This window comes from Rhodanobacter ginsengiterrae (assembly GCF_050026815.1).
In the GTDB taxonomy this organism is placed as follows: domain Bacteria; phylum Pseudomonadota; class Gammaproteobacteria; order Xanthomonadales; family Rhodanobacteraceae; genus Rhodanobacter; species Rhodanobacter ginsengiterrae.
On record NZ_JALBWO010000055.1, the window covers coordinates 335696 to 361013 of the forward strand.

Below are 25318 nucleotides of genomic sequence, written 5' to 3' on the forward strand. Positions count from 1 at the left end.
ATCAGCCGCCCTTCCGCTTGACGATGCGACCGTCGGTGGGGTCGAAGTAGATCTCCACCTTGTTGCCGGCCTTGTCCTTGCCGTAGATCTCGTAGCAGTTGCCGCTGACCTGGAACACCTTGATGGCGTAGCCCTGGTCGAGGACCTTCTGCTTCATCGCCGCTTCGGTCAGCCACTGCGCGCGGGGTGCGCTGGTGCATTGCGGTGCGGCGAAGGCGGATGCCGACAGTGCCGCGGCGACGAGGAACAGGGGTGCGATGACGATGCGTTTCATGATGTGCCTCCGGTTTCGGCATGATTGCCTTGGGTGGCATTGCAACCGGGAGGGCTTATGTGGGTCTTAAGCGTCTGCCGGCCAGTCCGAAGCGCGCGTCAGGTTGCCGAGCGTGGGACCTTCTCCGGCGACGCAACCGCGGTTGCCGTCACCACCCTGTCGCGCCCGGCGTGCTTGGCTTCATACAGCGCAACGTCGGCACGCCGGAGCAAATCCCGGGCGTCCTCGCCGCGGACGGACTGGGCCACGCCGATGCTGATCGTCACCGCGCGCTGCGGCCATGCGTGGCCGCGGAAAGCGTCGAGGATGCGCGCCGCCACTTCGCTGGCGCCGGCCTCGTCGGTATCCGGCAACAGCAGGACGAATTCCTCTCCGCCGTAGCGCGCGGCAGTGTCCGACGGGCGCGCCGCGGCGCCGAGCAGATGGCCGGTGACGCGCAACACCTGGTCGCCGGCGACGTGGCCGAACTCGTCGTTGTAGTTCTTGAAATGGTCCAGATCGAGCATCAGCAACGAGAACATCGCGTCGTGCTCGCGCTGGCCGTGCAGCAGGCCGGCCAGCGCCCCGTCGAATGCTCGCCGGTTGGCCAGTCCGGTCAGCATGTCGGTACCGGCATCGCAGCGCAGCAACTCGCTCTCGCGACGCTGGCGCTCCAGCTTGTCGATCAGGTTCGCCACCCACCACACCAGCCCTGCCACCGCGCCACCACTGAGCAGCGCCATGAACACGAAGGCCAGGGCTTCGGGCAGGCCCAGCCACGACTTCAGCAGCTCGAACACGAAGGCCAGGGCTATCGGCAGCAGCAACGTCGGCAGCAGCAGGCGGCGCGCCAGCGTGCCGCCCAGCGTGTCTGCGGTGGCGACCCGGGTCAGTCCGAGGGTGGGTGTGGCGGCCAGCCAGGCGAGAGTTGTCAGCAGCAGAAGCACATTGGTGTGGATCGGAACCCTGCCGAACGGCAGGCCTTTGCTGCCGGCCAGCTCGAAGCCGTACGAGGCCAGGCTGCTCAGCGCAACTGCCAGCAAGCTCAGCGCAAACCCCTCGCGCAGGTAGAGCAAACGGCGCACCGGCAACAACAGGCCCACGCCACCGAGCAGCGCAAACGCCACCGCAACCGGCTCGGCCATGCGGCCGGACGGCGCACCGGACCCGACCGCCGGATCGCCACCGAACAGATCGTCGATGCCCAGATCCGTGTGCCAGAGGTACTCGACCAGCGTTGCCGCACCGATCGCCAGCACGGCCAGCGACAGCCAACGGCCGTAGCACGCCCGCCGTGGTCCGGCGCCCTGGCTGAGCAGCAGCGAAACGCCGGTCAGCACGAAGGCGATCGCTGCGTTCGCCGTCATCGCCGGCTCCCCCGGCCACATCGTGGTCAGCAGTGGCCGGCCCCACCACCAGCCCGCCAGTACGGTCAGGGCAAGCGCGCACGTCAGCAACGCGACGATCCGCGAGAATCGCGTGAACCCCTGCACGACGCGCAGATCGTGATGGAATGGCACCGTGATCATGGCAATGCCCAAACATCGGCCGCGAAGTCCGTCGTGGCCGATGGTGCGGCAGTACCGACGGCACAATGCGCACCATGGCACAGTCGACCGGCAGGCCAAGTTGATCCCGATCAATCCGGCCGTCGACCACCCCCGCCATAGTCTTGCGTGAACCCTGACGACCACCCACCGGCGAGAAGAGCATGATCATCTACAGCTGCCACGGCGCCGCCAAGCAGGTCACCGGCTCCTGCCACCTCGTCAGCTGCAACGATCGTCGCGTGCTGATCGATTGCGGCTTGTTCCAGGGCAGCGACGAAGTGGAACGGGCCAACGCCGAACCGTTCGGCTTCGACCCGGCCGGCATCGACGTACTGCTGCTCACCCATGCCCACCTCGACCATTGCGGAAGGATTCCGCTGCTGGTGCGCCGGGGTTTCCGCGGTCGCATCCTCACCACCGCCGCCACCCGCGAGCTGGCCCGGGTGGTGATGCTGGATGCCGCCGGCCTGCAGGAGGAGGAGGCGCGCCGCGCACAGCGCAGCAACCGCCGCGGCGAGGCGCTGGCGCCGCCGCTGTACACGCTGGACGACGCGCTGCACGCGCTGGATTTCTTCGGCCCGGACGTCAGCTACGGCGAACCCGTGCCGGTCGTCGAGGGCATCACCGCGCACTTCCTCGACGCCGGCCACATCCTGGGCTCGGCCTCGATCCTGCTCGAACTGGACGACGGCCAACGGCGCCGTCGCATGCTGTTCTCCGGCGACCTCGGCAATCCGGGCCGGCCGCTGCTGCGCGACCCGGTGCCGGCCGCCGACGCCGACTATGTGGTGATGGAAAGCACCTACGGCGACCGTCCGCACCGCTCGGTGCCCGATTCGGTGGACGAGATGTACCGGGCCATCCGCGAGACCGTGATGCGTCGCGGCAACGTGGTGATCCCCACCTTCGCGCTGGAGCGTACCCAGGAAATCCTCTACTACCTGCATCGCGGCATCGCGGGTGGCGCGATCCCGCAGCACGTGCGGATATTCCTCGACTCGCCGATGGCGATCTCCGCCACCGAGATCTTCCGCCGCCATCCGGAATGCTTCGACGACGGCTTCCTGGACGAACTGCAGCAGGGCGACCCGTTCGCGATGCCCGGCCTGCACTTCACCCGCGAAACGTCCGAGTCGATGGCGATCAACAATGTCGACGGCGGCGCGATCATCCTGGCCGGCTCGGGCATGTGCAACGGCGGGCGGGTCCGCCATCACCTCAAGCACAACCTGTGGCGCGAACGCAGCAGCGTGGTATTCGTCGGCTACGCCGCCGAGGGCACGCTGGCGCGGCGGATCATCGACGGCGCCGCCAGCGTGCGCGTGTTCAACGAGGAGATTCCGGTACACGCGCAGGTGTGGACGATCAACGGTTTCTCCGCCCACGCGGATCAGCCGTCGCTGCTGGCCTGGCTGGGCGAAGCGTCGCGACGCAGGGTGTTCCTGGTGCACGGCGAATACGACCGCGGCATGCGGGCGATGCAGGAGGTACTGGCCGCGCGCGGCGTTGCCTGCCAGTTGCCCGGCCTGCACGAGCCGATCAAGATCGACTGAACCACCCCGGCAGGATGCGGCGGAGGGTGTTGTCGCGCATGCCGTAGTGATGGAACAGCGCGGCCACTGCGTGCAGGCCGACCAGATAGTAGCCGACCGTGCCGATGGTCTCGTGGATTTCCTTCAGCGAATCGGCGAGTGCCTTGTCCGCCCCCACCAGCACCGGCAATGACAGGCCGAAGAACGGGATCGGCTTGCCCGCCGCACTGAGGGTGAGCCAGCCCAGCAGCGGCATCGCGATCAGGAAGGCGTACAGCGCCAGATGCATCAGCCCGGCCAGGCGCTCCTGCCACACCGGCGGCGCCGGCCGGACCGGCGGCGTCGGCCCGGCCGCGAAGCGGATCGCCACCCGCACCAGCACCAGGGCGAATACGCCAAGGCCAAGCATGAAGTGCCAGGTCTTCAACCCCTCGCGCAAGTCGCTGCCGCGCGGATAGAAGCCGCGCAATTCGATGCAGGCATACACGGCGACCAGCAACAGCAGCATCAGCCAGTGCATGCCGATCGACAGCGATCCGTAACGCTCGGTGGTGTTCTTCCAGTTCATGGCATTCCTCGGCGATCCACGTTGCACATCGGTGGCGCGCGGGCCGCATCAGTGGCTCGGACGGTGACAGCGTGCGCCCAGCGCCTGCGCTGCCACTTGCGCCTGGTCAAGTTCAGGTCCGATGGATGACGCAGCCACTTGCGTCGTTTCGTCGCGCCCGACCCTCCCGTCGCTGCGCCGCAGCAGGGGTGTGCTAGGTTTCTCGGGCAGGAAGCGCCAGAAGCGGCGGATTCCGCAAGCGAGAGGCGTTCATGGAACCCGCCGTCACCGTCATCGACTTGAACCAGCTGCGTCGCAGTTGCGGCTCCTGCGCGCTGCACGAGCTGTGCCTGCCTGCCGGCATCGGAATCGACGACCTGGAACGGCTGGATGCCACGGTGAAAAACAAGCGCATGCTTGATCGCGGTGCCGTGCTGTATCGCGACGACGACAGGTTCGACGCGCTCTACGTCGTGCGTTCCGGGTCGCTGAAGACCTTCGTGCAGAACGAGTCGGGCGACGTGCAGATACTCGCGTTTCACCTGCCCGGGGAAATCATCGGCTTCGATGCACTGGCATCAAGCCGGCATGTCAGCCAGGCCGAGGCGCTGGAACGTTCCAGCGTCTGCGAACTGCCCTACGCCGGCTTGCAGCAGATTGCCAGCGAGGTGCCTGCGCTGCATCAGCAATTGATGCGGGTGATCAGCCGGGAAGTGGTGGAGGAACACCGGCACCTGATGATGATGGGCAGGCAGCAGGCACAGGAGCAACTGGCCATCTTCCTGCGCAGCCTGTCCGACCGCTACCTGCGCCTGCAGCGCGACGGCAGCGCGCTCAACCTGTCGATGTCGCGCTACGACATCGCCAACTATCTCGGCCTGGTAGTCGAGACGGTAAGCCGGCTGTTTTCGCGCATGGAGGAGATGGGCGTGCTGGAGGTCAACCGCAAATCCGTGCGCATCCGTCGCCAGGACCTGCTTGCCGAACTCTGCAACAGCGGTTCGTCAGCATCGAAATTGTACCGAGCCGGCTGAGGCTTCCGCGTTCATTCCAGGTTGACCAGGGTCAAGTCGAGCCGTGGCCGGCCGGCGTACAACGGTACCTCGCAAGGAGCCATGTCGCGACGCACGCCTGTTGCGGCATGGGAATCGAACCCGATTCATCCGCCACCGGGAACCGACCATGTCCACTACCCAGCATTCCGATCAGCACAGCACGCCTACCGCCCCCTTCGGCGCCATCGAGGGAACGCACTGGATCGAGACCCTGAACGACGGCAGCCCGGTGCTGGTGCGCCCGCTGCGCCCGGAGGATCGCCAGCGCGAGATGGATCTCATCAACCGCCTGTCTGACCAGTCCAGCCGTTTCCGCTTCCTCGGCAACGTGAAGGAAGCCAGTCCTGCCCTGCTCGACCAGCTGATGGACGTCGACGGCCATGACCGGGTCGCCTTCGTGGCGCTCGCCCACGACAACGGCGAATTGCGCGAAGTCGGCATCAGCCGCTACAGCGCCAGCGGCGACGACAAGCGCTGCGAATGCGCCATCACCGTGGCCGACGACTGGCGCCACCGCGGCCTCGCCGTGCTGCTGATGAAGCACCTGATCGTTATCGCGCGCAAGAACGGGTTCCGCAGCATGTTCTCGATCGACGCCGCCGACAACGAACCGATGCGCGAACTGGCCGGATACCTTGGCTTCCAGCGCCGGATGGACCCGGACGACGGTACCCAGGTCATCCACTCCCTCACCCTCTGAATGCGCCGCACCCGGGCCACGCCATGACCAACACCGACACGACCCCGCAGGTGACACGCCCGGGCGACATCCTCGCGCTGGTGACGTCCACCAGCCCATGGAGTCCCGCCGCCACGGCCGGGATCGCCATCGCCGCGCGCTGGAACGCCAACCTGACCGGCTGCTACATCGACCCTGCCTTGCGCAAACCCGTCGGCAGCGAAGCGGGCAGCGAGCCCACCGTGCTGGGCATGCTGCTCGATCGACAGGTGGAGTTCGCCGAAGAGCATGCGGCCTTCGGCTCGTTCGCGCGCCAAGCCGGCGTGCACAACGCCGACTGGATCATCGCCCGCTCCGGCATCGCGCAGAGCTTGCGCTGGCTCGGCGCGCGGCACGATCTGGCGGTGATCGAGCGCGACATCGTGCAGACGTCCGGCCTGCTCGATATCCTGGGTGAAGCGATCCTGGCCTGTGGCATGCCCTGCCTGATCCTGCCGCCACGCTGGAACCGGGAGCTGCGCTTCGAGCGCATCGTGATCGGCTGCAACGGCAGCCTCGAGGCGATCCGCGCGATCCACTCCGCGCTGCCTTTCCTCAAGGCGGCGAGCCAGGTGAGCCTGGTCGACGGCGACGTGCGCGACGGCGATGAGGATCGTCCGCGCTTCGACCCGTTCGTCTACCTGCTGCGCCACGGCATCGCGCCCAGGCCAAGCTATGTCCGATCATCCTCCGCGATGGCCGGCGAAATCCTGCTGCAGGAGGTGGCGAACATCGACGCCGACCTGCTGGTGATGGGTGCCTATGGCCGCTCGCGCATGCGCGAGCGCGTGTTCGGCGGCGCCACCCGGCGCGTGCTTGAAGAAGCAACGATCCCGGTGCTGATGCAGCATTGAGCCGTACAGGTCGCGGTCGACCACGGCGGCCTCAGCGGCGAGCGCGACACCGAGCCATGCAGGCAAGCACCACGACGGCGACCAGGCTGCCCAGCAGGGCGAGCAGCATGTCCTGCTGCGCATCCCATGGATCGCCCTGGGTGCCCAGGTAGGCCACGCCGAGATCACCGCCGAAGCACACCGCGGCGGCCCATTCGAACAACTCGTACAGCGCCGAGCTGGCGGTCATCAGGCTGACCGGCACAATCCAGCGCCAGACGCCGGGTGACGGTGCGCGTGCGGCCACCAGCTCCACCACCGCCGGGGTCACCAGCAAGCCGTACGCGAAATGGATCGCGCGGTCGAAAGGATTGCGTGCGAGGCCCAGCGCCGCATTCACAGAGCAGCCGCACAGCGCGGAAAGCCACCGCTCCCACGGCACTTCCGAGTAGGTGTAGTGCGCGCCGATCTCGTGCAGCAGCAGGAACGCGAACAGCGCCGCATAGCTGGCATCGGAAAAACGCAGCCGGCGGAACCCCAGCACCAGCAACGGCAGAGCCAGCAGCACCAGCACGTTCTCCATCAACCAGTCCTGGCGGTACCGCGGCGAGATGCCGAGGGCCACCGCCGCGAGCAGGAATACCGCCAGCAACAGCAGCAGGAATCGGGTTCCCTCCAGCCTGGGTCGATCGTTCATGCCTGCCTGTGGTTCCGTCAGCGCTGTGCGCACGGCGATCATGCCATGCCCGGCCGCCGCGGCAATTTGCGCGACCTTCCGCGGCGACCGCTTGACCTGCATCAAGGTGAGCGGCGCCCGCCTCGCCGAGCATGCGCGCACCTTTCAGGGAGATGCGCGATGAGTACCACCCGAAAACTCTGGCTGGGGCTGGCGACCTTGCTGGTCACGTCCTTTGCCGTGCTGCTGTGGGTCGGCAAGGAGGTCCACCAGCAGGCGCCGCCCTTGCCCACTGCGGTCGTCACCACCGACGGCCAGACGCTGTATACCAGGGCCGACATGGAAGAAGGACGCGAGGTCTGGCAGAGCATCGGCGGCCAGCAGCTGGGTTCGATCTGGGGTCACGGCGCGCTGCTCGCACCGGACTGGAGCGCGGACTGGCTGCATCGCGAAAGCATGGCCATGCTCGACCTGCTCGCCCGCGACTCCGGCCTCGGTCCATACGAATCGCTGACGGCACAGCAGCAGGCGCCGTTCAAGGCGCGGGTACAGGAAGAGCTGCGCAGCAACACCTACGACGCGGCCAGCAACACCATCACCGTATCCCTGTTGCGCGCGCATGCGATGGACGCCGTCGCGGCGCACTACATCAGCCTGTTCGGCAACGATCCCGCCACGCACAAGCTGCGCGAAGGCTATGCGATGCGCGAGAACACCGTGGCCGAGCTGGAGCATCGGCGCGAGGTCACCGCGTTCTTCTGGTGGACCAGCTGGGCGGCGGCCACGCAGCGTCCGAACGAGACCATGAGCTACACGCAGAACTGGCCGTACGAACCGCTGGCCGGCAACACGCCCACGTCGACCAGCTTCCTGTGGTCGGTCTTCAGCATCCTGTTCATGATCTTCGGCATCGGCCTGCTGGCCTGGCATCACGCCCGCCAGGTCAATCACGAACCGCTGCCGACCGTTCCCGCGCGCGATCCGCTGACCGAGCTCAAGGCCACGCCTTCGATGAAGGCCACCGGCAAATATTTCTGGACCGTGCTGGGCCTGTTCCTCGCACAAATTCTGCTGGGTGCCACCACCGCGCATTACCAGGTGGAAGGTCAGCAAGCGTATGGCTTCGCGCTGGCCAACTACCTGCCATACAGCCTCACCCGCACCTGGCATACCGAACTGGCGGTGCTGTGGATCGCCACCGCCTGGCTGGCCACCGGCCTGTACATCGCGCCGCTGATCTCCGGCCATGAGCCGAAATTCCAGCGCCTCGGGGTGAACTTCCTGTGGGTCTGCCTGCTGATCATCGTGATTGGTTCGTTTGCCGGCCAGTGGTTCGCGGTGATGGACAAGATGGGCCTCAAGTACAACTTCTGGTTCGGCCACCAGGGTTGGGAATACACCGACCTCGGCCGCTTCTGGCAGATCTTCCTGTTCATCGGCCTGATGCTGTGGTTGTTCCTGGTCGGCCGCGCGTTGTGGCCGGCGATGGACCGCAACAAGGAAGGCGCCTCGATCGTCGGCCTGCTGTTCCTGTCCACCGTGGCGATCGGTCTGCTCTACGGTGCCGGCCTGATGTGGGGCGAGCACACCCACATCGCGATGGTTGAATACTGGCGCTGGTGGGTGGTGCACCTGTGGGTGGAAGGCTTCTTCGAAGTGTTCGCCACCGCGGTGATCAGCTACCTGTTCGTGCGCCTCGGGCTGCTGCGCGTGACCACAGCCACCACCAACGTGCTGTTCGCCACCATCGTGTTCATGGCCGGCGGCGTGCTGGGCACGCTGCATCACTTGTACTTCAGCGGCACCACCACCGCGGTGATCGCGCTTGGCGCCAGCTTCTCGGCGCTGGAAGTGGTACCGCTGGCGCTGATCGGCATGGAAGCCTACGACACCTGGAAGAAGCAGCACGAGGCGCCATGGATGGCCCGCTACCGCTGGCCGATCATGTTCTTCGTGGCGGTGAGCTTCTGGAACCTGGTCGGCGCCGGCCTGCTCGGTTTCCTGGTCAACACGCCGATCGCGCTGTACTACATGCAGGGCCTGAACCTCACTGCCACCCACGGCCATACCGCATTGATGGGCGTGTACGGCATGCTCGGCCTGGGCCTGATGCTGTTCTGCCTGCGCGGCATCAAGCCGGAAGCGCAGTGGCGCGAAGGCCTGCTGCAGGGTTCGTTCTGGCTGCTCAACATCGGCCTGGCGATGATGGCGGCGCTGACCCTGTTGCCGCTGGGCATCCTGCAGCTCAAGGCGGTGCTGGAACACGGTTACTGGTTCGCCCGTTCGGCCGAGTTCATGGATCGTCCGCTGATCCACATGCTGATCTGGATGCGCGTACCGGGCGACACCCTGTTCGCCGTCGGCGCGCTGCTGATCTCGGTGTTCGTGGCGGCGCTGTGGCTTGCGCCAAAACGTCGCAGGGCCACGCTGCCGCTGGGGAAAGGCCAGACCGAAGGCGCCTGACACCACGCTGACATGACCCACATCAGGGCGCACCGCAAGGTGCGCCCTGATGCTTGCAGCCATCCAGAAAGTCTCATGGAACGCCGGTGTTCGAGTTCTACCCGCAAATCAAATGGGTGCATATCGCCTGCGTGCTGGCCAGCGGTTCGCTGTTCGCGTTGCGCGGCTTGCTCGTCCAGCTCGGCCATGCCGGCGCGGCGCAGGCGCTGCCGTTGCGCTGGCTCAGCTATGCGATCGACACCACCTTGCTCACCGCCGCGCTGATGCTGGTCAGCATCCTGCCCGGGGCGATGTTCGCCAACGGCTGGCTCACCACCAAGCTGGTGCTGCTGGTGGTCTACGTGGTGCTGGCCACGCTGGCACTGAAGCGCGCGCGTACTCCCCGTGCGAGAAGGATTTTCTTCATCGCCGCGCTGGTCACCTACCTCTACATGCTCGGCGTGGCGCGCATGCATCACCCCCTTGGCTGGCTGCATGGATGGATCGCATGAGCGCCGCCCGACCGTTCAACAACGGCGAGCCGCGTGACCACGCGCTGGACGCCTGCTTCCTCGGCCCCTACGGCGAGAACGATGCGCTGCTCGAGAAGATGATGGTCGAGTTCCTGCGCGACCACGTGTACTGGCGGCGCAATTTCCACCCGGAAGATCCACCGGTGATCGCCACCAGCGCCGCGCACCATCCGGACTATCTCGCCTTCGAATCGCGCATGCGGCGCGAGCTGCACCAGTTGTCCGCGTCGCTGAAGAAGTCGGTGCCGTTCCACAGCCCGCGCTACATCGGCCACATGGCCTCGGACCTGCTGCTGCCCGGACTGGCTGCGCAGATGCTGACCCTGCCCTACAACCCCAACAATGTCAGCGAGGATGCCGCGCCGGTTACCGTCGACATGGAAGTGCAGGCCGGCCTGCAGCTGGCGCGCATGCTCGGCTACCCGCACGACCCGGCGCAGGACACCTGTGCGTTCGGCCACCTCACCTCCGGCGGCACCCTGGCCAACTACCAGGCGCTGCGCCTGGCGCTGGCGCTGAAAGCGTTCCCGGTGGCGTTGCGCGCGGCGCAGGTACCCGAACTGATCTTGCCGGACGACGACTGGAGCGCGTTCAACCTGAGCCAGGCGCACAGCATCGCCTTGCTGACAAGCTGGCAGGCGTGGCTCGCCGCACAGACACCGGCCGAGCGTTCGCGCTGGCTGCAGCAAGTGGAAAGCGAACGCATCGAACAGCGCGGCCTGGTCGGCTTCTTCGCCGCACACCCGCGCCTGAAGGTGCCGCTGGTGCTGGCACCGGTGACCGCGCACTACTCGTGGAGCAAGGGCCTGAAACTGCTCGGCCTCGGTCGCAACCAGTTGGAGCTGTTGCCCACGCAGGGCATGCGACTGGACCCGGCCGCCTTGCGCGACACGCTGGAACGCTGCGCGCGCGAGCAGCAGGCCGTGCTGATGTGCGTGGCCGTACTCGGCGGCACCGAATACGGCACCATCGATCCGATCGACCAGGTGCTTGCCGCCCGTGAGGCATCGCGCGAACGCGGGCTGGATTTCGCCGTGCACGTCGACGCCGCCTGGGGCGGCTACCTGACCACCCTGTTCCGCAACGAGGATGGCACGCTGCGCTCCCGCGACGAGGTCGGCGCGGACTATGTACAGTTCCCCACGCCCGAAGTGCACGCCGCGTTTGCCGCACTGGGCGCCACCGACTCGGTCACCGTCGACCCGCACAAGCTCGGCTACCTGCCGTACGGCAGCGGCGCCTTCATCTGCCGCGATCATCGCGCGATGGCGCTGCTGGCCGAACGCGCCGACTACGTCTTCCACGGCGGCACGCCGAAGGACTATCTGGCGCGCCATCGCAGCCTCGGCCAGTACATTCCGGAAGGCTCCAAGTCCGGCGCGGCGGCCGCGGCGGTCTACGTCACGCACAAGGTGTTGCCGCTGGATCACGTCCACTTCGGCCGGCTGCCGCGCGCCACCGTGCGCGCCGCCGAAACCTTCCACGCGCGGGCGCAACGTTTTGCACTGGAACTGTCCGATTGCGTGCAGGCGCTGGTGCCGTTCGCGCCGGACAGCAACCTGGTCTGCCTCGCGCTCAACCCCAGCGGCAACACCTCGCTGGTGGCGGCCAACGCGTTCGTGCGCGCGCTGCACGATGAGCTGCGCTGCGATCCGCAGCAGCCGCTGCAGCTGAAGGAATTCTTCGGCTCGGTGACCACCTTGCGTCCGGACATGCTGGGCCCGGCGCAGACCGGGCGCATCTTCAATGCGCTGGGACTGGATGCGGGTTCGCTTGATCCGGAGGAGGACCGGCTGCTGATCCTGCGCCACACGCTGATGAATCCGTACCTGATCGATCGCGAGAACGGGATCAGCTACATCGACCGCTATTTCGACTTCCTCGGCCGGCGCATGCGCGCGCTGCACCGGGTCGCCCACCCCGCACCATGAACCCGGAGCACCCCATGGACAGCGTCCTGCACCTGGTCAATCAGCATCACGACACGGACCGCCGCTGGGTGCACGACGCACTGACCAAGCTGGCGCAGGAAGCCGCGCGTTCGGCCGACACCCACCTGCTCAAGCTGAACTTTCCCGGCTTCCACGGCATCGACTTCTACTTCAAGGACGAAGCCACGCATCCCAGTGGCAGCCTGAAACATCGCCTGGCGCGCTCGCTGTTCCTCTACGCGCTGTGCAATGGCCGGCTGCGTGACGGCCAGGCCGTGGTGGATGCCTCGTCCGGCAGCACGGCGATTTCCGAAGCGTGGTTCGCGCGCCTGCTGGGGCTGTCGTTCACCGCGGTGATGCCGGCCTGCACGGCGCCGGGAAAGATCCGCGACGTGCAGGCCCTGGGCGGCACCTGCGACCTGGTCGACGATCCCGCCCAGGTGCATGCGCGCGCCGCCGAACATGCCGCGCGCGGCGCCTGTCATCTCGACCAGTTCGGCCTCGCCGAACGCGCCACCGACTGGCGCGGCAACAACAACATCGCCGAGTCGATCATCGGCCAGCTCGCCCTGGAAGCCGAACCCGAGCCAGCCTGGATCGTCTGCGGCGCCGGCACCGGCGGTACCTCGGCGACGATCGGCCGCTACCTGCGCTATCGACGGCTGCACACCAGGCTGTGCGTGGCCGAGCCGACCGGCAGCGGCTACGCGCACGGCTGGCGCGATCGCGATGCGAACGCGGTGGCCAGCCAGCCCACCCTGATCGAAGGCATCGGCCGGCCGCGGGTGGAGCCGGGTTTCATCTTCGATGTGGTCGACCAGGTCAACGAAATCCCGGACGCCGCCTCGATCGCCGGCGCGTGGCTGCTGGAGGATCTGTTCGGCCACCGCTACGGCGGCTCGTCCGGCACCAACCTGGTCGCCTGCCTGCAACTGGCCGCATCGATGCGTGCGCGCGGCCAGCGCGGCAGCATCGTCAGCCTGCTGTGCGACCGCGGCGAACGCTACGCGCAGACCCTGTTCGATCCGTCGTGGCTCAGCCAGCATCGCATCGACATCGCACCCTGGGACGCCACGCTGCGCGCCAGCCTGGCCAACGGCGGCGCGCCGAGGGTCGCCACCGCCGCGGCGTGAGGATCGACAGGCCACGCCGCGGAAGCACGCGGACGGCGGCGCGCGTGGTGCTTGGCCTCAGGGTTCGTCGTGCATCGCCGGCATCGCCGGTGCAGCGTCCCAGCCCGGGTCATCGAAGTAGCGCGGGTAGTGCGCGATCGCTGCACGCATGTCGGCGACGGCCTTGAGGTCCTGCGGGTCCTGCTTCAGCGCCTGCGCTGCACCGCGCAGGGGCACCAGGATGCCGTGCAGCGCCGCATCGGGTGCCGGCGCCAGCTGGCAATGGGCGAACATGAAGTCCACCGCCTCTTCGACCGTGCTGGCGCGATCGACGGCCATCGGCGCACTCATGTGGCCCATCTCGTAATGGCGCAACTGGTCCACCGCGGCGTATGCACGGCGCATGCCTTCCCCCAGCGCCGCATCCGGCTTCCAGCGCTGCGCCGGTGCCGGCGCTGCCGTCGGGGTGGCATCGGCGTGCTGGCTGCCATGGCCCTGCGCGGGAGATGCCTGGGCGGTCATCGCCACGCCCAGGACACAGGTCAGCGCAAGCACGGCTTTCATGGATTTCATGCAGAACACTCCAGCAGGCGGCACGGACTCCGCGGATGCGCTGCATGCTAGCGCGCGCCAGGCCCGCCCCGGCTGATCCACGTCAACGACCCGGCAAGTGGATGTCACCTGCCGTCGACCTGCCCGCCGCCGCCGCGGAGCGCTCCGCACCGGAAGCAGCGCCCCGATAGGCGGCCATCGGAACCCGTTCGGTGATGCGGCCGCCGTGCATGGTCGCCACTTCGTCGACCAGGGTCGACAAGCCGCCAAGCCGGTGCGTTATCAGCAGGACGCTGCGTCCCTCCATCGCCACCGCCAGTGCCTGGTAGAGCTGCGCGGCGGTACCAGCATCCAGGCCTTCGGTGGGTTCGTCCAGCACCAGGATCGGCGCATCGGCGAGCAGCGCGCGGGCGATCGCGATGCGCCTTGCCTCGCCGCCGGACACGCGCACGCCATTCTCGCCGACCCAGGTATCCAGCCCTTGCGGCAGGCTGGCCACATAGACGTCCAGTTGAGCCTTCGCGATCACCTCGTGCAACTGTTCGTCGGTGGCATCGACGCGCGCCACCCGCAGGTTGTCGCGCAGGCTGGCGTCGAACAGGTAGGGCTGCTGGTCGACCACCGCGATGCGGGCACGCACGTCGTCGCCTTGCCAGGCTTCCAGCGGGGTACCGCCGAGCATGATCGAACCCTGGTAGGGATACAGGCGAAGCAGCGCGCCGAGCAGGCTGCTCTTGCCGGCCCCGGACACGCCCATCAGGGCCAGGCGATGCCCCTGCGGCAAGTCCAGGTCGACTCCGTCGAGCGCCCACGGCTCCCGTGCGCCGTAGCGAAGCCGCAACCGGCGGATCACCAGGCCATGGTCATGCGCGAGCGGTGAGGCGGTCGGCGGCTCGATCACCGGCGGTGCAGTGTCGGCCAGCGCGAACACGCGGCGCGCGGCGGCCAGCGTGGTACCCAGCTGTGCCCAGGCTTCCGGCAGTGGAGCGATCGCGTCGAACGCCGCCATCGCCAGCAGCACCAGCATGGTCAGGTCGGCCGGCGCCAGCGTGGTGGCGCGCAGCGCCGGCAGGCCGATCAGCAGCACCCCGATGGCGGCAAGTTGAGCCGCCAGCGCCACCCCCGCACCGCCGATCGCCTGCAGCCGGTTGGTCTGTCGGCGCGCCTGCTGCAGTCGTTCGCTGGCGGCCATCACCCGTTCGCCATGCGCCGGCTCGGCGCCGTAAAGCGCCAGCTCGGCACGCCCGCGCAGGCCGTCGGCGGCCAGCAGGCGCAGGGTTTCGGCACTGGCCACCGCAGCGTGGCCGGCGGTCGCGCCTTTTCGCATCGCCCAGCGCGGCAACAACACGCCGCCAAGGGCCAGCGGCAACACCAGCCACGCGGCCAGCAGCGGCAGATAGAGCAGCGCCGTCGCCAGCACCAGGCAAGTCACCACCGCCGCGACCAGCAGCGGGATCAGCGCCCCCAGGTAGGCGTGTTCCAGCGCATCCACGTCGGCGCGCAGGCGCGAGAACAACTCGGCACTGCGCAGCCCGCCCAGGCCAGCCGGGGCCAGTGGCACCAGCCGTCCGAACAGCCATACCCGCATGCGTGCCAGCACCCGCAAGGTGGCTTCATGGGTGATCAGCCGCTCGGCGTAACGACCACCGGTACGCAGGATCGCCAGCAGCCGGATCAGCGCCGCCGGGGTGTAGTAGTTGATGGTGGCGCCGCTGGCGCCGGCCAGCGCCATGCTGGTGATGAAATGCCCGGATACCGCGAGCAAGCCGACGCCCGACAGCGTGCTCAGCACGGCCAGCGCGGCGCCGGCCGCCATCCAGCCACGCTGACCGCGCATCAGGCCGAGCAGGCGTCGCAACAGGTCGATGGCGTCCGCCGGGGGCACGTCGCCACGATCGATCGGGCTGCCGTTCATGCCGTTCATGCCGCGCGATCCGCTGCCAGCAGCCGGGCGAAGGCGCCATCCGCGGCGCCCAGCGCCGAGGCCGTGCCGGCTTCCACGATGCGCCCGTCCGCCATCACGGCCACGCGGTCGTGGGCAGGGATGGCATCCAGCCGGTGAGCGATACGGATCACCGTGCGACCTTCGCCCAGCCTTGCCAGTGCGCGATCGACGACCGTCGCGGTGGCGGCATCCAGATGCTGGGTGGGCTCGTCCAGCAGCAGCAACGGCGCATCGCGCAACCAGGCACGAGCCAGCGCCAGGCGCTGGCGTTCACCGCCGGACAGCCCCTGGCCGTGTTCGCCCAGCGGCGTGTCCAGTCCCTGCGGCAGGCGCGCGATGACCGGAACCAGCGCCGCGGCCTGCACGGCCCCGTCCAACTGCCGGGCATCGGCCTGCGGCGCGGCGATCAGCAGGTTGTCCCGCAGCGTGCCGTGAAAGACATGCGCGCGCTGCGGAACCCAGGCGATGTGCCGACGCCACGCGGCCATCGAAAGCGTCGTGATGTCCTGGCCATTGATCAGGATGCGGCCGCCGTCGGGCGCGGCAAAGCCCATCAGCAAGTGGAGCAGCGTGCTCTTGCCGCTGCCGCTGGCACCGACCACGGTCAGCTGCGCGCCGGCGTCGACGTCGAAGGCCAGCTCGTGCAACACCTGGCGATCGGACGCATAGCCGAAGCTGACCCGCTCGAACGCGATCGCGATCCGGGCGGCGGCGATCTCGCGGGGTGACGACGCGGCGCTGGCCGTCGCCTCCTCGGCGGGGATGGCCAGCAGTGCGATCAGGTCCTCGGCCGCGACGGCCGCCTCCATCCGCCGATGCCGCTGGCTGCCCATCGCGCGCAACGGCATGAACAGCTCGGGCGCCAGCAACAGCACGAACAGGCCGGACTCGAAGCCGAGCGTGCCCCACATCAGGCGAAAACCGATCAGCACCGCCAGCACGGCGATGCTCACGGTGGCGAAGAACTCCAGCACCAGCGCGGAGAGGAAGGCGATCCGCAGCACCGCCATGGTCTCCTGCCGATAGGCTTCCCCGGTGGCCGCCAGCAGCGCCTGCTCGCGCGTCGTCGCGCGGAACAGGCGCAAGGTGGTGAGCCCCGACAGCGCATCCATGAAGCGTGCGCCCATCCGCCGCAGGCGCAACCAGCGACGCTGGCTGGCCTGCTCGGCGGCATGCCCCACCAGCACCATGAACAGCGGGATCAGTGGCGCGGTGAGCAACAGCACCAGGGCGGACCAGGGGTCGGCCAGCAGCACCACGAGCAGGATCACCAGCGGGATCAGCGCGGCCAGGGCAACTTGCGGCAGGTAGCCGGCGTAATAGGGGATCAGCGCATCGACCCCGTCGACGAGGCGCGTGACCATGTCGCCACTCGATTGCAGCGCGGCCCAGCGCGGCCCCAGTCGACGCAGGCGTTGCTCCAGCGACAGCCGCACCCCGGCGCTGACCCGCGCACCCGCCTCGAACGTGACATGCCGTTGCAGCAGCGCCAGCGCGAAGCGCGCGACCGCCAGCAGCGGCAGCGCGGCCAGCGCCTGCCACAGTTCGCCCGGCGCACGAGCGGCGAAGATCGCCCCGGCCAGCACATGAGCCACCAGCCAGGCGCCCACGCACGTCGCCGCCGCCTGCGCAACGCCGGCGGCGATGCCGGTCGCCAGCAGGCGACGCACGGGACGGGACTGCTCGCGCAGCCAGGCAGTGGTTGAGGAAATGGCCATCAGGGATTCCGCAATGCGAAGGCCGGCACAAAGCCGGCCTTCGCGACACACTAGTTCAAGTCATGACGCGATTCACGCATCCGCGATGCCGCGTCGCGTCGCATCGGCGGCATGCTCGTCTTGCGCATCGAGCATCGCGCCACCGGCCGCGGTGACCAGCACGATCATGCCGGTACCGACCAGCCACGCGAAATACCACGCGCCCGAATCACCGAGCACCACGGCCATCAGGATCACCACCACCGCAATGAGCATGAAGAGAATGAACTGCAGGAAAGTTTTCATGGCAGATCCTCAGTAAGCGTGTTCGTCGTCGGAGACATGTTCGGGCTTGACCTTCCCGCGCATCACGTAGAACGCCCAGCTGGTGTACCAGACGACCAGCGGCACGAATACCAGCGCAAAGCCGACCATCCAGGTGAGAGTGAGCTCGCTCGAGCTGGAGTTCCACACGGTGAGGCTCTGCGCCGGCACGCTGCTGGAGGGCAGCAGGAACGGGAACAGCGCCACGCCGGCCGTGCCGATCACGCCCAGCCAGGCCAGCGCGCCCAGCCACCAGGCCAGGTGCGAACGCCTCGCGCCGGCCGCCAGCAGGCCCAGCAGCATGCCGGCAAAGCCCAGCACCGGCACGACCCACAGCAACGGATGGGCGTGGAAGTTGGCCAGCCACGCACCGTCGACCAGTGATACAGCCTGCTGCAGCGGCGTCTGCGCCACGCCGGGCGCCGGGCTGCTGGTCAGCACGAAGCCCTGCATGCCGCGCACCCACACGCCGCCGGCCGCGAACAGCACGATGGCCAGCGCGGCCGACAGCCGCGCCAGCGTGCGGGCACGATCGTAGATCGCGTCCACCGCGCCGTTCATCACGGTCACCGCACCCATGAACACCGACAGCGCCACCGACAGCAGGCCGCACAGGATCGCGAACGGATTGAGCAGCCCGAGGAAGGAGCCGCTGTAGGTCGAGGTGAGGTTCCAGCTGAACTGGAACGGTGCACCGTGGAAGAGGTTGCCGAAGGCGGCGCCGAAAATCACCATCGGGATCAGGCCGCTGACCAGCAGCGCCCAGTCCCACATGCCGCGCCACGCCGTGGAGGGGAGCTTGCTGCGGTACTCGAAGCCGAGTGGACGCATGATCATGCTCCACAGCAGCAGCATCATCACCACATAGAATCCCGAGAAGGCCGTCGCATAGATCAGCGGAAAGGCCGCAAACACCGCGCCTCCACCGAGCACGAACCACACCTGGTTGCCCTCCCAGTGCGGACCGATGATGTTGAGTGCGACGCGTCGCTCGAGGTCGGTGCGGCCGACGTAGCGCAGGATGGTGCCCACACCCATGTCCATGCCCACCATCACGGCCAGCCCGACCAGCAACACGCCGAGCAGGAGCCACCAGGTGATCTGCAGCATTGCGTACATGTCCATCGCTCAACCCTCCTGCCGGTAGCCGGCCACGCGGGCGGCTTGCGGCATGTCTGTGAGTAGCCCGAAGTCGTCGCCCGAGCGGTGATCATCGGGTCCCTTGCGGATCGCGCGCACCATCAGATACATCTCGGCAACGATGAATGCGGTGTACAGGCCGACGAATCCGACCAGCGAAAAGATCATGTAGCCGACGCCGTGCGTGGAGGCCGACATCCAGGTCGGCAGCATGCCGTAGACGGTCCACGGCTGGCGCCCCAGCTCGGCCACCAGCCAACCCATCTCGCACGCCAGGAAGGGCACCGGGATCATCCATACGGCGACCTTCAGGAACCATCGCTGGTGCTCGATGGTGTTGCGCATGCTGTAGATCACCGCCAGCACGAAGTACGCCAGCATCGCCAGGCCCATCAACACCATGATGCGGAACGACCAGAAGATCGGCGCCACCGGCGGAATGGTGTCGCGCGCCGCGGTGGCGATCTGCGCATCGGTGGCCTGGGTCACGTCCGGCGCGTAACGCTGCACCAGGAAGCCGTAGCCGAGATCCTTCTCGTGCGCGCGGAAGCGGCTCAGCGCATCGGCATCGCCCGGTGCGGCGGAGAGTGCCTGCAGGGCGGCCACCGCCGGGATGCCATTGCGGATGCGTTCGATCGTGTTCTGCTCCAGCCGGTCGACGCCGGGGACGGTGCCGTCCATCGAATGGGTGACCAGCAGCGAGAGCGCATACGGAACCTGCACCTGGCCGCGATTCACCTTGTCCTTCTGCGAGGGGAACGCGATCAGGTTGAACGGCATCGGCGCCGGCTCGCTCTTCCACAGGCCTTCCATCGCCGCCAGCTTGGTCGGCTGCGCCTGGCCACCGATGAAGCCCAGCGCATCGCCAAGGGTGATCACGCCGGCGGTGGCAAGCACGCCGAACAGCACGGCCATGCGGAACGAGCGGCGCGCCAGCTCGACGTGCCGGCGCTTCAGCATGTACCAGGCGCTGACGCCGGCCACGAAGATCGCCCCGGTGACGTAACCGGCAATGCTGGTATGCACGAACTTGGCCTGGGCGTCATGGCTGAAGATCAGCTCGGTGAGGCTGGCCAGTTCCATGCGCATCGTCAGCGGGTTGAAGCTGGCACCCTCCGGCGCCTGCATGAAGCTGTTGGCGATCAGGATCCACAACGCGGACAGGTTGGAACCCAGCGCCACCATGTAGGTGACCGCCAGATGCTGACCACGCTTCAGCCGCTTCCAGCCGAACACCATCATGCCGATGAAGGTGGCCTCCAGGAAGAACGCCATCAGCCCCTCGATCGCCAGCGGCGCGCCGAAGATGTCGCCGACGAAGCTGGAATAGAACGACCAGTTGGTGCCGAACTCGAACTCCATGGTCAGGCCGGTGGCCACACCAAGGGCGAAGTTGATCAGGAACAGCTTGCTCCAGAACTGGGTGATCTCCCGGTAGATCGGCTTGCCGGTGATGACGTAGACCGTTTCCATCGCGGCCAGCAGGAAGGACAGCCCCAGCGTCAGCGGAACAAAGAGGAAGTGGTACAACGCGGTGAGCGCGAATTGCAGACGTGACAGATCGACCACGTTGAGGTCATGCATGACGGTAGCGTCCTGGTCAGGATGAGGGATGCGCGATGCCCGCACATTGTTCCTCGTCCGCCGGGATCGCTTTTGACCACGATCAACTTGGCGGCAAATACCCGCGCACGATGCCGGACCGGTTGCCGGCCGGCTTGCGTGGCAAAACGTCGCAAGCCAGACGCCCCTCCGCCGAAAATGACCTGGGTCAATTGTCCGGGTGTGTCAGCTCGCAGAATGCCCGCGGCACACCATCAGAAAGCAAGGACAACCACCATGAAATCGCTACTCCCGCTGGTCATTGCCGCCATCCTCGCCGCTGGCACGGCATCCATCGCACAGGCCGCCGAGGCCGGTTCCTGGGTGGTCCGGTTCGGCGCGCACACGGTCAACCCCCAATCGAACAACGGCACCCTCGCCGGCATGAAAGCCGGCATCGGCAGCGATACCAAACCCACCGCCAGTCTTGAGTATCTGATCACACCATCGTGGGGCGCCGAAGTACTCGTCGCGTGGCCGTTCGAGCACGATATCCGGCTCGATGGCCAGAAGGCGGCCCGCACCAAACACCTGCCGCCCGTGCTCGGCGTGAACTACCACTTCATGCCGGAGGCGAAAGTCTCGCCATTTCTCGGCGCCGGCCTCAACTACACACGCTTCTTCAACACCAGGGGCGAAGGCCTGTTGCAGGGCGCCAGCGTGAAGATCGACAACAGCTGGGGCGCCGCGGCGCATGCGGGCGTTGACGTCACGCTGTCGCCGCGCTGGTTGCTGACTGCCGATGTGCGCTGGATCGACATCAGCGGCGACGTGCGTGTCGGCGGCGTCAACGTGGGTACGGCCAAGGTCAACCCGTGGGTATACGGCCTGAGCTTCGGTTACCGCTTCTGACCCGGTACCGCGGTCGCCGTTTCGCCCGCCGATGCCTGTGCCGCAACAGAAGCATCGGCGGTGCAGTCACACCCTGGCAAATACCAGGGTGCCGTTGGTGCCACCGAAGCCGAAGCTGTTGGACATCACCGTGTTGAGCTTCGCCGCCCGGCTTTCGCGCAGGATCGGGAAGCCCTCGGCGCGCGGATCGAGTTCAGCGATGTGCGCAGACCCGGCCATGAAGCCCTCGTTGAGCATCAGCAAACTGTAGATCGCTTCGTGAACGCTGGCCGCGCCGAGCGAATGCCCGGTGAGTGCCTTGGTCGACGACAGCGGCGGCACCGCTTCACCAAACGCCTCTCGCACCGCGTTGAGCTCGATGATGTCGCCCAGCGGCGTGGAAGTGCCGTGGGTGTTCAGATAATCGATCGGCGCCTTGAGGTTGGCCATGGCCATCTGCATGCAGCGCACCGCGCCCTCACCCGACGGCGCGACCATCTCGGCGCCATCGGAGGTGACGCCGTAGCCGACCAGTTCGGCATGGATACGCGCGCCGCGGGCCTTGGCGTGCTCGTATTCCTCCAGCACCAGCATGCCGCCGCCGCCAGCGATGACGAAGCCGTCGCGGCTGACGTCGTAGGGACGCGAGGCGCTGGCCGGCGTGTCGTTGTGGTGGCTGGACAACGCACCCATCGCATCGAACTGCGAGGTCATGCCCCAGTGCTCTTCCTCACCACCACCGGCAAACACCACGTCCTGCGCGCCATGCCGAATCAGGTCGGCGGCGGCGCCAATGCAATGCGCCGAGGTGGCGCAGGCCGCCGAGATCGAATAGCTCAGACCGAGCAGGCCGAAGGTCGTGGCCAGTGTCGCCGACACCGTCGAGCACATCGTGCGCGGCACCATGTACGGACCGATCTTGCGCACGCCCTTGCTGCGCAACAGGTCGCCGGTTTCGATCTGCCAGCGCGGCGAACCGCCGCCCGAACCGGCGATCGCGCCGATGCGCGGATGGCGCACCTGCTCCGCTTCCAGGCCGGCATCGGCCATCGCCGAGCGCATGGACACATAGGCATAGGCTGCCGCGTCGCCCATGAAGCGCTTCTGCTTGCGATCGATCACTGCTTCCAGGTCGATGTCCGGCACGCCGGCCACATGGCTGCGCAAACCGAGCTCGCTGTATTCAGGCACTGCCCGGATGCCGCTACGACCATCGCGCAACGCGCTGGTCACGGCGGCAAGCTCATTGCCCAGGCACGACACGATACCCATGCCAGTCACTACGACACGACGCATCTCAGAAACCCTCGGTAGACTGGAACAGACCTACGCGCATGTCGCTGGCCTCATAGATCAGGCGGTCGTCGACGAAGGTCTTGCCGTCAGCGATGACCAAGCGCAGCTTGCCGCGCATCACGCGGCGGATGTCGATCTCATAGCGCAACAGCTTCGCCGTCGGCATCACCTGGCCGGAGAATTTCACGTTGCCCACGCCCAGCGCACGACCGCGCCCGGGCTCGCCCAGCCATGGCAGGTAGAAACCGCTGAGCTGCCACATCGCATCCAGGCCCAGGCAGCCTGGCATCACCGGATCACCGATGAAGTGGCAACCGAAGAACCAGAGATCCGGATGGATGTCCATTTCGGCATGGATGTGACCCTTGCCGTAGGAGCCGCCTTCCTCGGAGATCTCCGTGATGCGATCGAACATCAGCATCGGCGGCGAAGGCAGACGGGCATTGTCGTCGCCGAACAACTCGCCGCGGCCGCAGGCGCGCAGCTGTTCGTAGTCGAAGGAGGAAGGACGTGTCATGAAATACTCGCGGGGTGAGGAACGCCCAGTGTGCCAGCTGAGCGGCTTTCTGTCTTGACGTTGATCATCCGTATTCATGCCGTACGCACGCGCATTGAAACTCGTCACCAGGATTCAGGCCCACGGCTTCAGCAAGGTAGCCGCGATCTCACGCCAGTGGGCTCCCAGCGACTGCCGACGCAAACGCATCCGCGCGCAGTAGCGTCTTGGCCAGCTGCGCCTGCCAGCCGATGTCGGCCAGTGCCGAACATGCCCGCCACGCCTCACGCAGGGCACCGGCTTCACGCACCGGCCCGCAGCGCCCACAGCCATTCATGCAACGCCGCAAGCTGGACTGGCGGCAAGGCTCCGACCCCGCACGACCACCTGCGCCGGCCCGAGCCTCGTCATCGGTGCATTCACGGTTGCCAGCAACTGGCTCAGCCGGCGCCCGCACACCACGCTTTCGAGGTTCCGGCAAGGGATGTCTGCGCAGGTCGAGCTCGAGCAACCGCCGGTCCTCGATGCACGGAACGTCGGGCAGTGGATCTTCCTGCATGTCGCCATCTGAACGCGGAAGCGCTGTCGATGCGCTGACCTGGGTCAACGCATCGGCAGCTCACCATCGGCGACCTCAACGGGCGCTGGTCAAATCGTGCTGTCCACGCCATTCCAGTTGCAGCCACAGCTTGGCGCTGCCGCGACCGAAACCGTCGGCCTGATAGTTGCCCAGCTTGACCAGGCCACTGAGGCCGGTGGCCAGCGGAAACGCCAGCGAGGCGTCCCATTCGCTGCCGTAACGGCCGCCACGATCAGCCCGGTAGTCATGCCACACCACCGCCCAGGCCAGCTTGCTGGCGACACCGACACGACCAAAATTGCCGTTGACGCCAGCGTAGCGATCTTCCAGTCCACCAGCAGGAATCACGTTGAACTGATCGTTCCAGCCATTGAAGGCATGCAAGGTGGCCAGCGGCGTCTGCAGCGCATGCCGACCGTTGCCGCCCAGGTGTTCCCAACCGAGCTTGGCGGTGATGCCGGACTGCGTCCAGCCAGGCTCAAGCAGCCAGTAGCTGTGCGCGAAGTGCAGCGGGTTGTTGGCGTAGTCGTACTGGCGGGCACCCTCCACGGCCCAGCCCAGGCCATTGCCGTCGCGCAGGGCCTTGCCGTTCCAGCGCAGGCCGTAGGTGGCGCTGGAGGCGCTGGCCACGTCGCGGTCCTCGTGCAGATAGGCGTAGCCAGTCCATTGCTGGGCACCTCGTACCCATGCCGCATTGAACAGGTGCGTATTCAACTTGCGCTCGCGCGCCAGCGGATTCAGCGCATCACGCCCGGCCACCCGGTGCACCCGATCGAGCCAGTCATAACTCACCGTCAGCGTGGACAGCGGCTGCCATTGCAACTCGACGGCATCGAAGGTCTGCTCGTGCTGCCGCCAGCCGCTGTTGCCGACCCAGCGCTGGTTGTCGATCAGCAGCCGCTGACGACCTACCGTGGCGCCGAGCTGGCTGCCCTGCCAGCGCACCCAGTACTGGTTGAATTCGCCGCCCTTCGGATCGGTCACCACCGGATACTGGCTGCGCCCGTTCGCACCGCTGTTGTAGTGCTCACCGGCACTGGCCACGCCGGCGCCTTCGAGCAGGCCGCTCCAGCCATGACCGAACTCGGCATGCAGCCCCAGCCGCAGACGCAGCGTGTCCGCAGTCGCGTTGCGGCTGAAGGCGTCGTCGTCGACCTGCTCATGGCGAAGACGGGCATCCCATTCAAGCTGCAGCGATGGCGCGGCGGCGGTGGCTGCTGGCGCGATGCTGGCGGCATCTCCCGTGGCCCATGCCGGGGTTGCCAGGATGGCCAGCAGGCAGGCCATCGAAAGGCGGCTTCTCGTGTGCTTCATGTCGTTGCTCCCTTGTAGTCGGCCGCAGTCTCCGCGCGCAACCGCACACCCGTCCTGACTTCAGTCAAATCCCCGCGAATGACGCGAACACTGTGACAACGCGCCACGCCCCGGCGAAAACGACAACGCCGCCCGGTGGGCGGCGTTGCTTTCTTCAACCATCCATCTGGCCGTATGGACGGCCAGATGGTTTATACCTTGCCTCAGTGCTCCGCTGGCGCCGCTGCGGGTGCCGCCGCGCGTGCCTTGGCTACCTCGTCCTTGCTGATCTGACCACCCGGGTTGCCCCAGCTGTTCAGCACGTAGGTGAGGATGTTCGCCACTTCGTCGTCGTTGAGCTGGCTCATCGGCGGCATCAC

General features: G+C 67.2%; 22 protein-coding genes. 9 read left to right on the plus strand and 13 right to left on the minus strand.

Annotated elements, in window-relative coordinates; all coding sequences use genetic code 11:
• Position 1 precedes the first annotated feature (1 nt).
• Positions 2–274, minus strand: a complete 273-nt coding sequence (locus ACQGNJ_RS12675) for a PepSY domain-containing protein (RefSeq protein WP_426689601.1) — start codon at positions 272–274, stop codon at positions 2–4.
• A gap of 98 nt (positions 275–372) precedes the next feature.
• Positions 373–1782 (minus strand): GGDEF domain-containing protein, encoded by a 1410-nt coding sequence (locus tag ACQGNJ_RS12680; RefSeq protein WP_426689602.1) that lies wholly within the window; start codon positions 1780–1782, stop codon positions 373–375.
• 182 nt (positions 1783–1964) lie between these two features.
• On the opposite strand from ACQGNJ_RS12680, the gene ACQGNJ_RS12685 reads away from it, so the two are divergent.
• On the plus strand, positions 1965–3356 hold the full coding sequence (locus ACQGNJ_RS12685; protein WP_426689603.1) for an MBL fold metallo-hydrolase RNA specificity domain-containing protein: 1392 nt from the start codon (positions 1965–1967) through the stop codon (positions 3354–3356).
• Here the strand turns inward: ACQGNJ_RS12685 and ACQGNJ_RS12690 are convergent.
• Positions 3343–3903 carry a cytochrome b gene (locus ACQGNJ_RS12690; RefSeq protein ID WP_426689604.1) on the minus strand — a complete coding sequence of 187 codons (561 nt, stop codon included), beginning with the start codon at positions 3901–3903 and terminating at the stop codon, positions 3343–3345. The genes ACQGNJ_RS12685 and ACQGNJ_RS12690 overlap by 14 nt on opposite strands.
• A 251-nt stretch (positions 3904–4154) precedes the next feature.
• Between ACQGNJ_RS12690 and ACQGNJ_RS12695 the strand changes: the two genes are divergently transcribed.
• The 3 genes from ACQGNJ_RS12695 to ACQGNJ_RS12705 all read left to right on the plus strand — a co-directional run bounded on the left by ACQGNJ_RS12695 (position 4155) and on the right by ACQGNJ_RS12705 (position 6509).
• A complete protein-coding gene (locus ACQGNJ_RS12695) occupies positions 4155–4916 on the plus strand; it encodes a cyclic nucleotide-binding domain-containing protein (RefSeq protein ID WP_426689605.1) in 762 nt (253 codons plus the stop codon).
• A 148-nt stretch (positions 4917–5064) separates the two neighbouring features.
• Positions 5065–5637 carry a GNAT family N-acetyltransferase gene (locus ACQGNJ_RS12700; RefSeq protein WP_426689606.1) on the plus strand — a complete coding sequence of 191 codons (573 nt, stop codon included), beginning with the start codon at positions 5065–5067 and terminating at the stop codon, positions 5635–5637.
• 23 nt (positions 5638–5660) lie between these two features.
• Positions 5661–6509, plus strand: coding sequence for a universal stress protein (locus ACQGNJ_RS12705; protein WP_426689607.1), 849 nt, complete (start codon positions 5661–5663; stop codon positions 6507–6509).
• A gap of 31 nt (positions 6510–6540) precedes the next feature.
• On the opposite strand, the gene ACQGNJ_RS12710 is transcribed toward ACQGNJ_RS12705, so the two are convergent.
• A complete protein-coding gene (locus ACQGNJ_RS12710) occupies positions 6541–7185 on the minus strand; it encodes a DUF2238 domain-containing protein (RefSeq protein ID WP_426689608.1) in 645 nt (214 codons plus the stop codon).
• Between the two features lie 159 nt (positions 7186–7344).
• Between ACQGNJ_RS12710 and ACQGNJ_RS12715 the strand changes: the two genes are divergently transcribed.
• The 4 genes from ACQGNJ_RS12715 (at position 7345) to ACQGNJ_RS12730 (ending at position 13203) form a co-directional block, all read left to right on the plus strand.
• Positions 7345–9627: a nitric-oxide reductase large subunit gene (locus ACQGNJ_RS12715; RefSeq protein WP_426689609.1), complete on the plus strand. Its 2283-nt coding sequence runs from the start codon at positions 7345–7347 to the stop codon at positions 9625–9627.
• An 86-nt stretch (positions 9628–9713) separates the two neighbouring features.
• Positions 9714–10118 (plus strand): SirB2 family protein, encoded by a 405-nt coding sequence (locus ACQGNJ_RS12720; protein ID WP_426689610.1) that lies wholly within the window; start codon positions 9714–9716, stop codon positions 10116–10118.
• Positions 10115–12070, plus strand: a complete 1956-nt coding sequence (locus ACQGNJ_RS12725) for a pyridoxal phosphate-dependent decarboxylase family protein (RefSeq protein WP_426689611.1) — start codon at positions 10115–10117, stop codon at positions 12068–12070. Before ACQGNJ_RS12720 ends, ACQGNJ_RS12725 begins: the two co-directional genes overlap by 4 nt.
• A gap of 14 nt (positions 12071–12084) precedes the next feature.
• Positions 12085–13203 carry a PLP-dependent cysteine synthase family protein gene (locus ACQGNJ_RS12730; protein ID WP_426689612.1) on the plus strand — a complete coding sequence of 373 codons (1119 nt, stop codon included), beginning with the start codon at positions 12085–12087 and terminating at the stop codon, positions 13201–13203.
• Between the two features lie 57 nt (positions 13204–13260).
• Here the strand turns inward: ACQGNJ_RS12730 and ACQGNJ_RS12735 are convergent, their stop codons facing one another.
• From ACQGNJ_RS12735 to ACQGNJ_RS12760, 6 genes are all read right to left on the minus strand, one after another.
• Positions 13261–13755, minus strand: coding sequence for a DnrO protein (locus ACQGNJ_RS12735; protein ID WP_426689613.1), 495 nt, complete (start codon positions 13753–13755; stop codon positions 13261–13263).
• Between the two features lie 82 nt (positions 13756–13837).
• Positions 13838–15658, minus strand: a complete 1821-nt coding sequence (gene cydC, locus ACQGNJ_RS12740) for a thiol reductant ABC exporter subunit CydC (protein WP_426689614.1) — start codon at positions 15656–15658, stop codon at positions 13838–13840.
• Positions 15655–17397, minus strand: coding sequence for a thiol reductant ABC exporter subunit CydD (gene cydD / locus ACQGNJ_RS12745; RefSeq protein ID WP_426689615.1), 1743 nt, complete (start codon positions 17395–17397; stop codon positions 15655–15657). The genes cydC and cydD overlap by 4 nt, the downstream gene beginning before the upstream one ends.
• A gap of 72 nt (positions 17398–17469) precedes the next feature.
• Entirely contained in the window at positions 17470–17682 is a 213-nt protein-coding gene (locus ACQGNJ_RS12750; protein ID WP_426689616.1) for a hypothetical protein, read from the minus strand.
• A 9-nt stretch (positions 17683–17691) separates the two neighbouring features.
• Positions 17692–18825, minus strand: a complete 1134-nt coding sequence (cydB, locus tag ACQGNJ_RS12755) for a cytochrome d ubiquinol oxidase subunit II (RefSeq protein WP_426689617.1) — start codon at positions 18823–18825, stop codon at positions 17692–17694.
• 3 nt (positions 18826–18828) lie between these two features.
• A complete protein-coding gene (locus tag ACQGNJ_RS12760) occupies positions 18829–20424 on the minus strand; it encodes a cytochrome ubiquinol oxidase subunit I (RefSeq protein ID WP_426689618.1) in 1596 nt (531 codons plus the stop codon).
• 255 nt (positions 20425–20679) lie between these two features.
• Between ACQGNJ_RS12760 and ACQGNJ_RS12765 the strand changes: the two genes are divergently transcribed.
• Positions 20680–21294, plus strand: a complete 615-nt coding sequence (locus ACQGNJ_RS12765) for an OmpW/AlkL family protein (protein WP_426689619.1) — start codon at positions 20680–20682, stop codon at positions 21292–21294.
• Positions 21295–21360: 66 nt separating this feature from the next.
• Here ACQGNJ_RS12765 and fabB read toward each other — a convergent pair whose 3' ends face one another.
• The 3 genes from fabB to ACQGNJ_RS12780 form a co-directional block, all read right to left on the minus strand.
• Positions 21361–22569 carry a beta-ketoacyl-ACP synthase I gene (fabB, locus tag ACQGNJ_RS12770; protein WP_426689620.1) on the minus strand — a complete coding sequence of 403 codons (1209 nt, stop codon included), beginning with the start codon at positions 22567–22569 and terminating at the stop codon, positions 21361–21363.
• 1 nt (position 22570) lies between these two features.
• The gene (fabA, locus tag ACQGNJ_RS12775; RefSeq protein ID WP_426689621.1) at positions 22571–23086 is read right to left on the minus strand and encodes a 3-hydroxyacyl-[acyl-carrier-protein] dehydratase FabA; all 516 of its coding nucleotides are present in this window, start codon (positions 23084–23086) and stop codon (positions 22571–22573) included.
• 613 nt (positions 23087–23699) lie between these two features.
• Complete coding sequence (locus ACQGNJ_RS12780; protein ID WP_426689622.1) at positions 23700–24959, minus strand: alginate export family protein; 1260 nt, start codon at positions 24957–24959, stop codon at positions 23700–23702.
• Positions 24960–25318 lie beyond the last annotated feature (359 nt).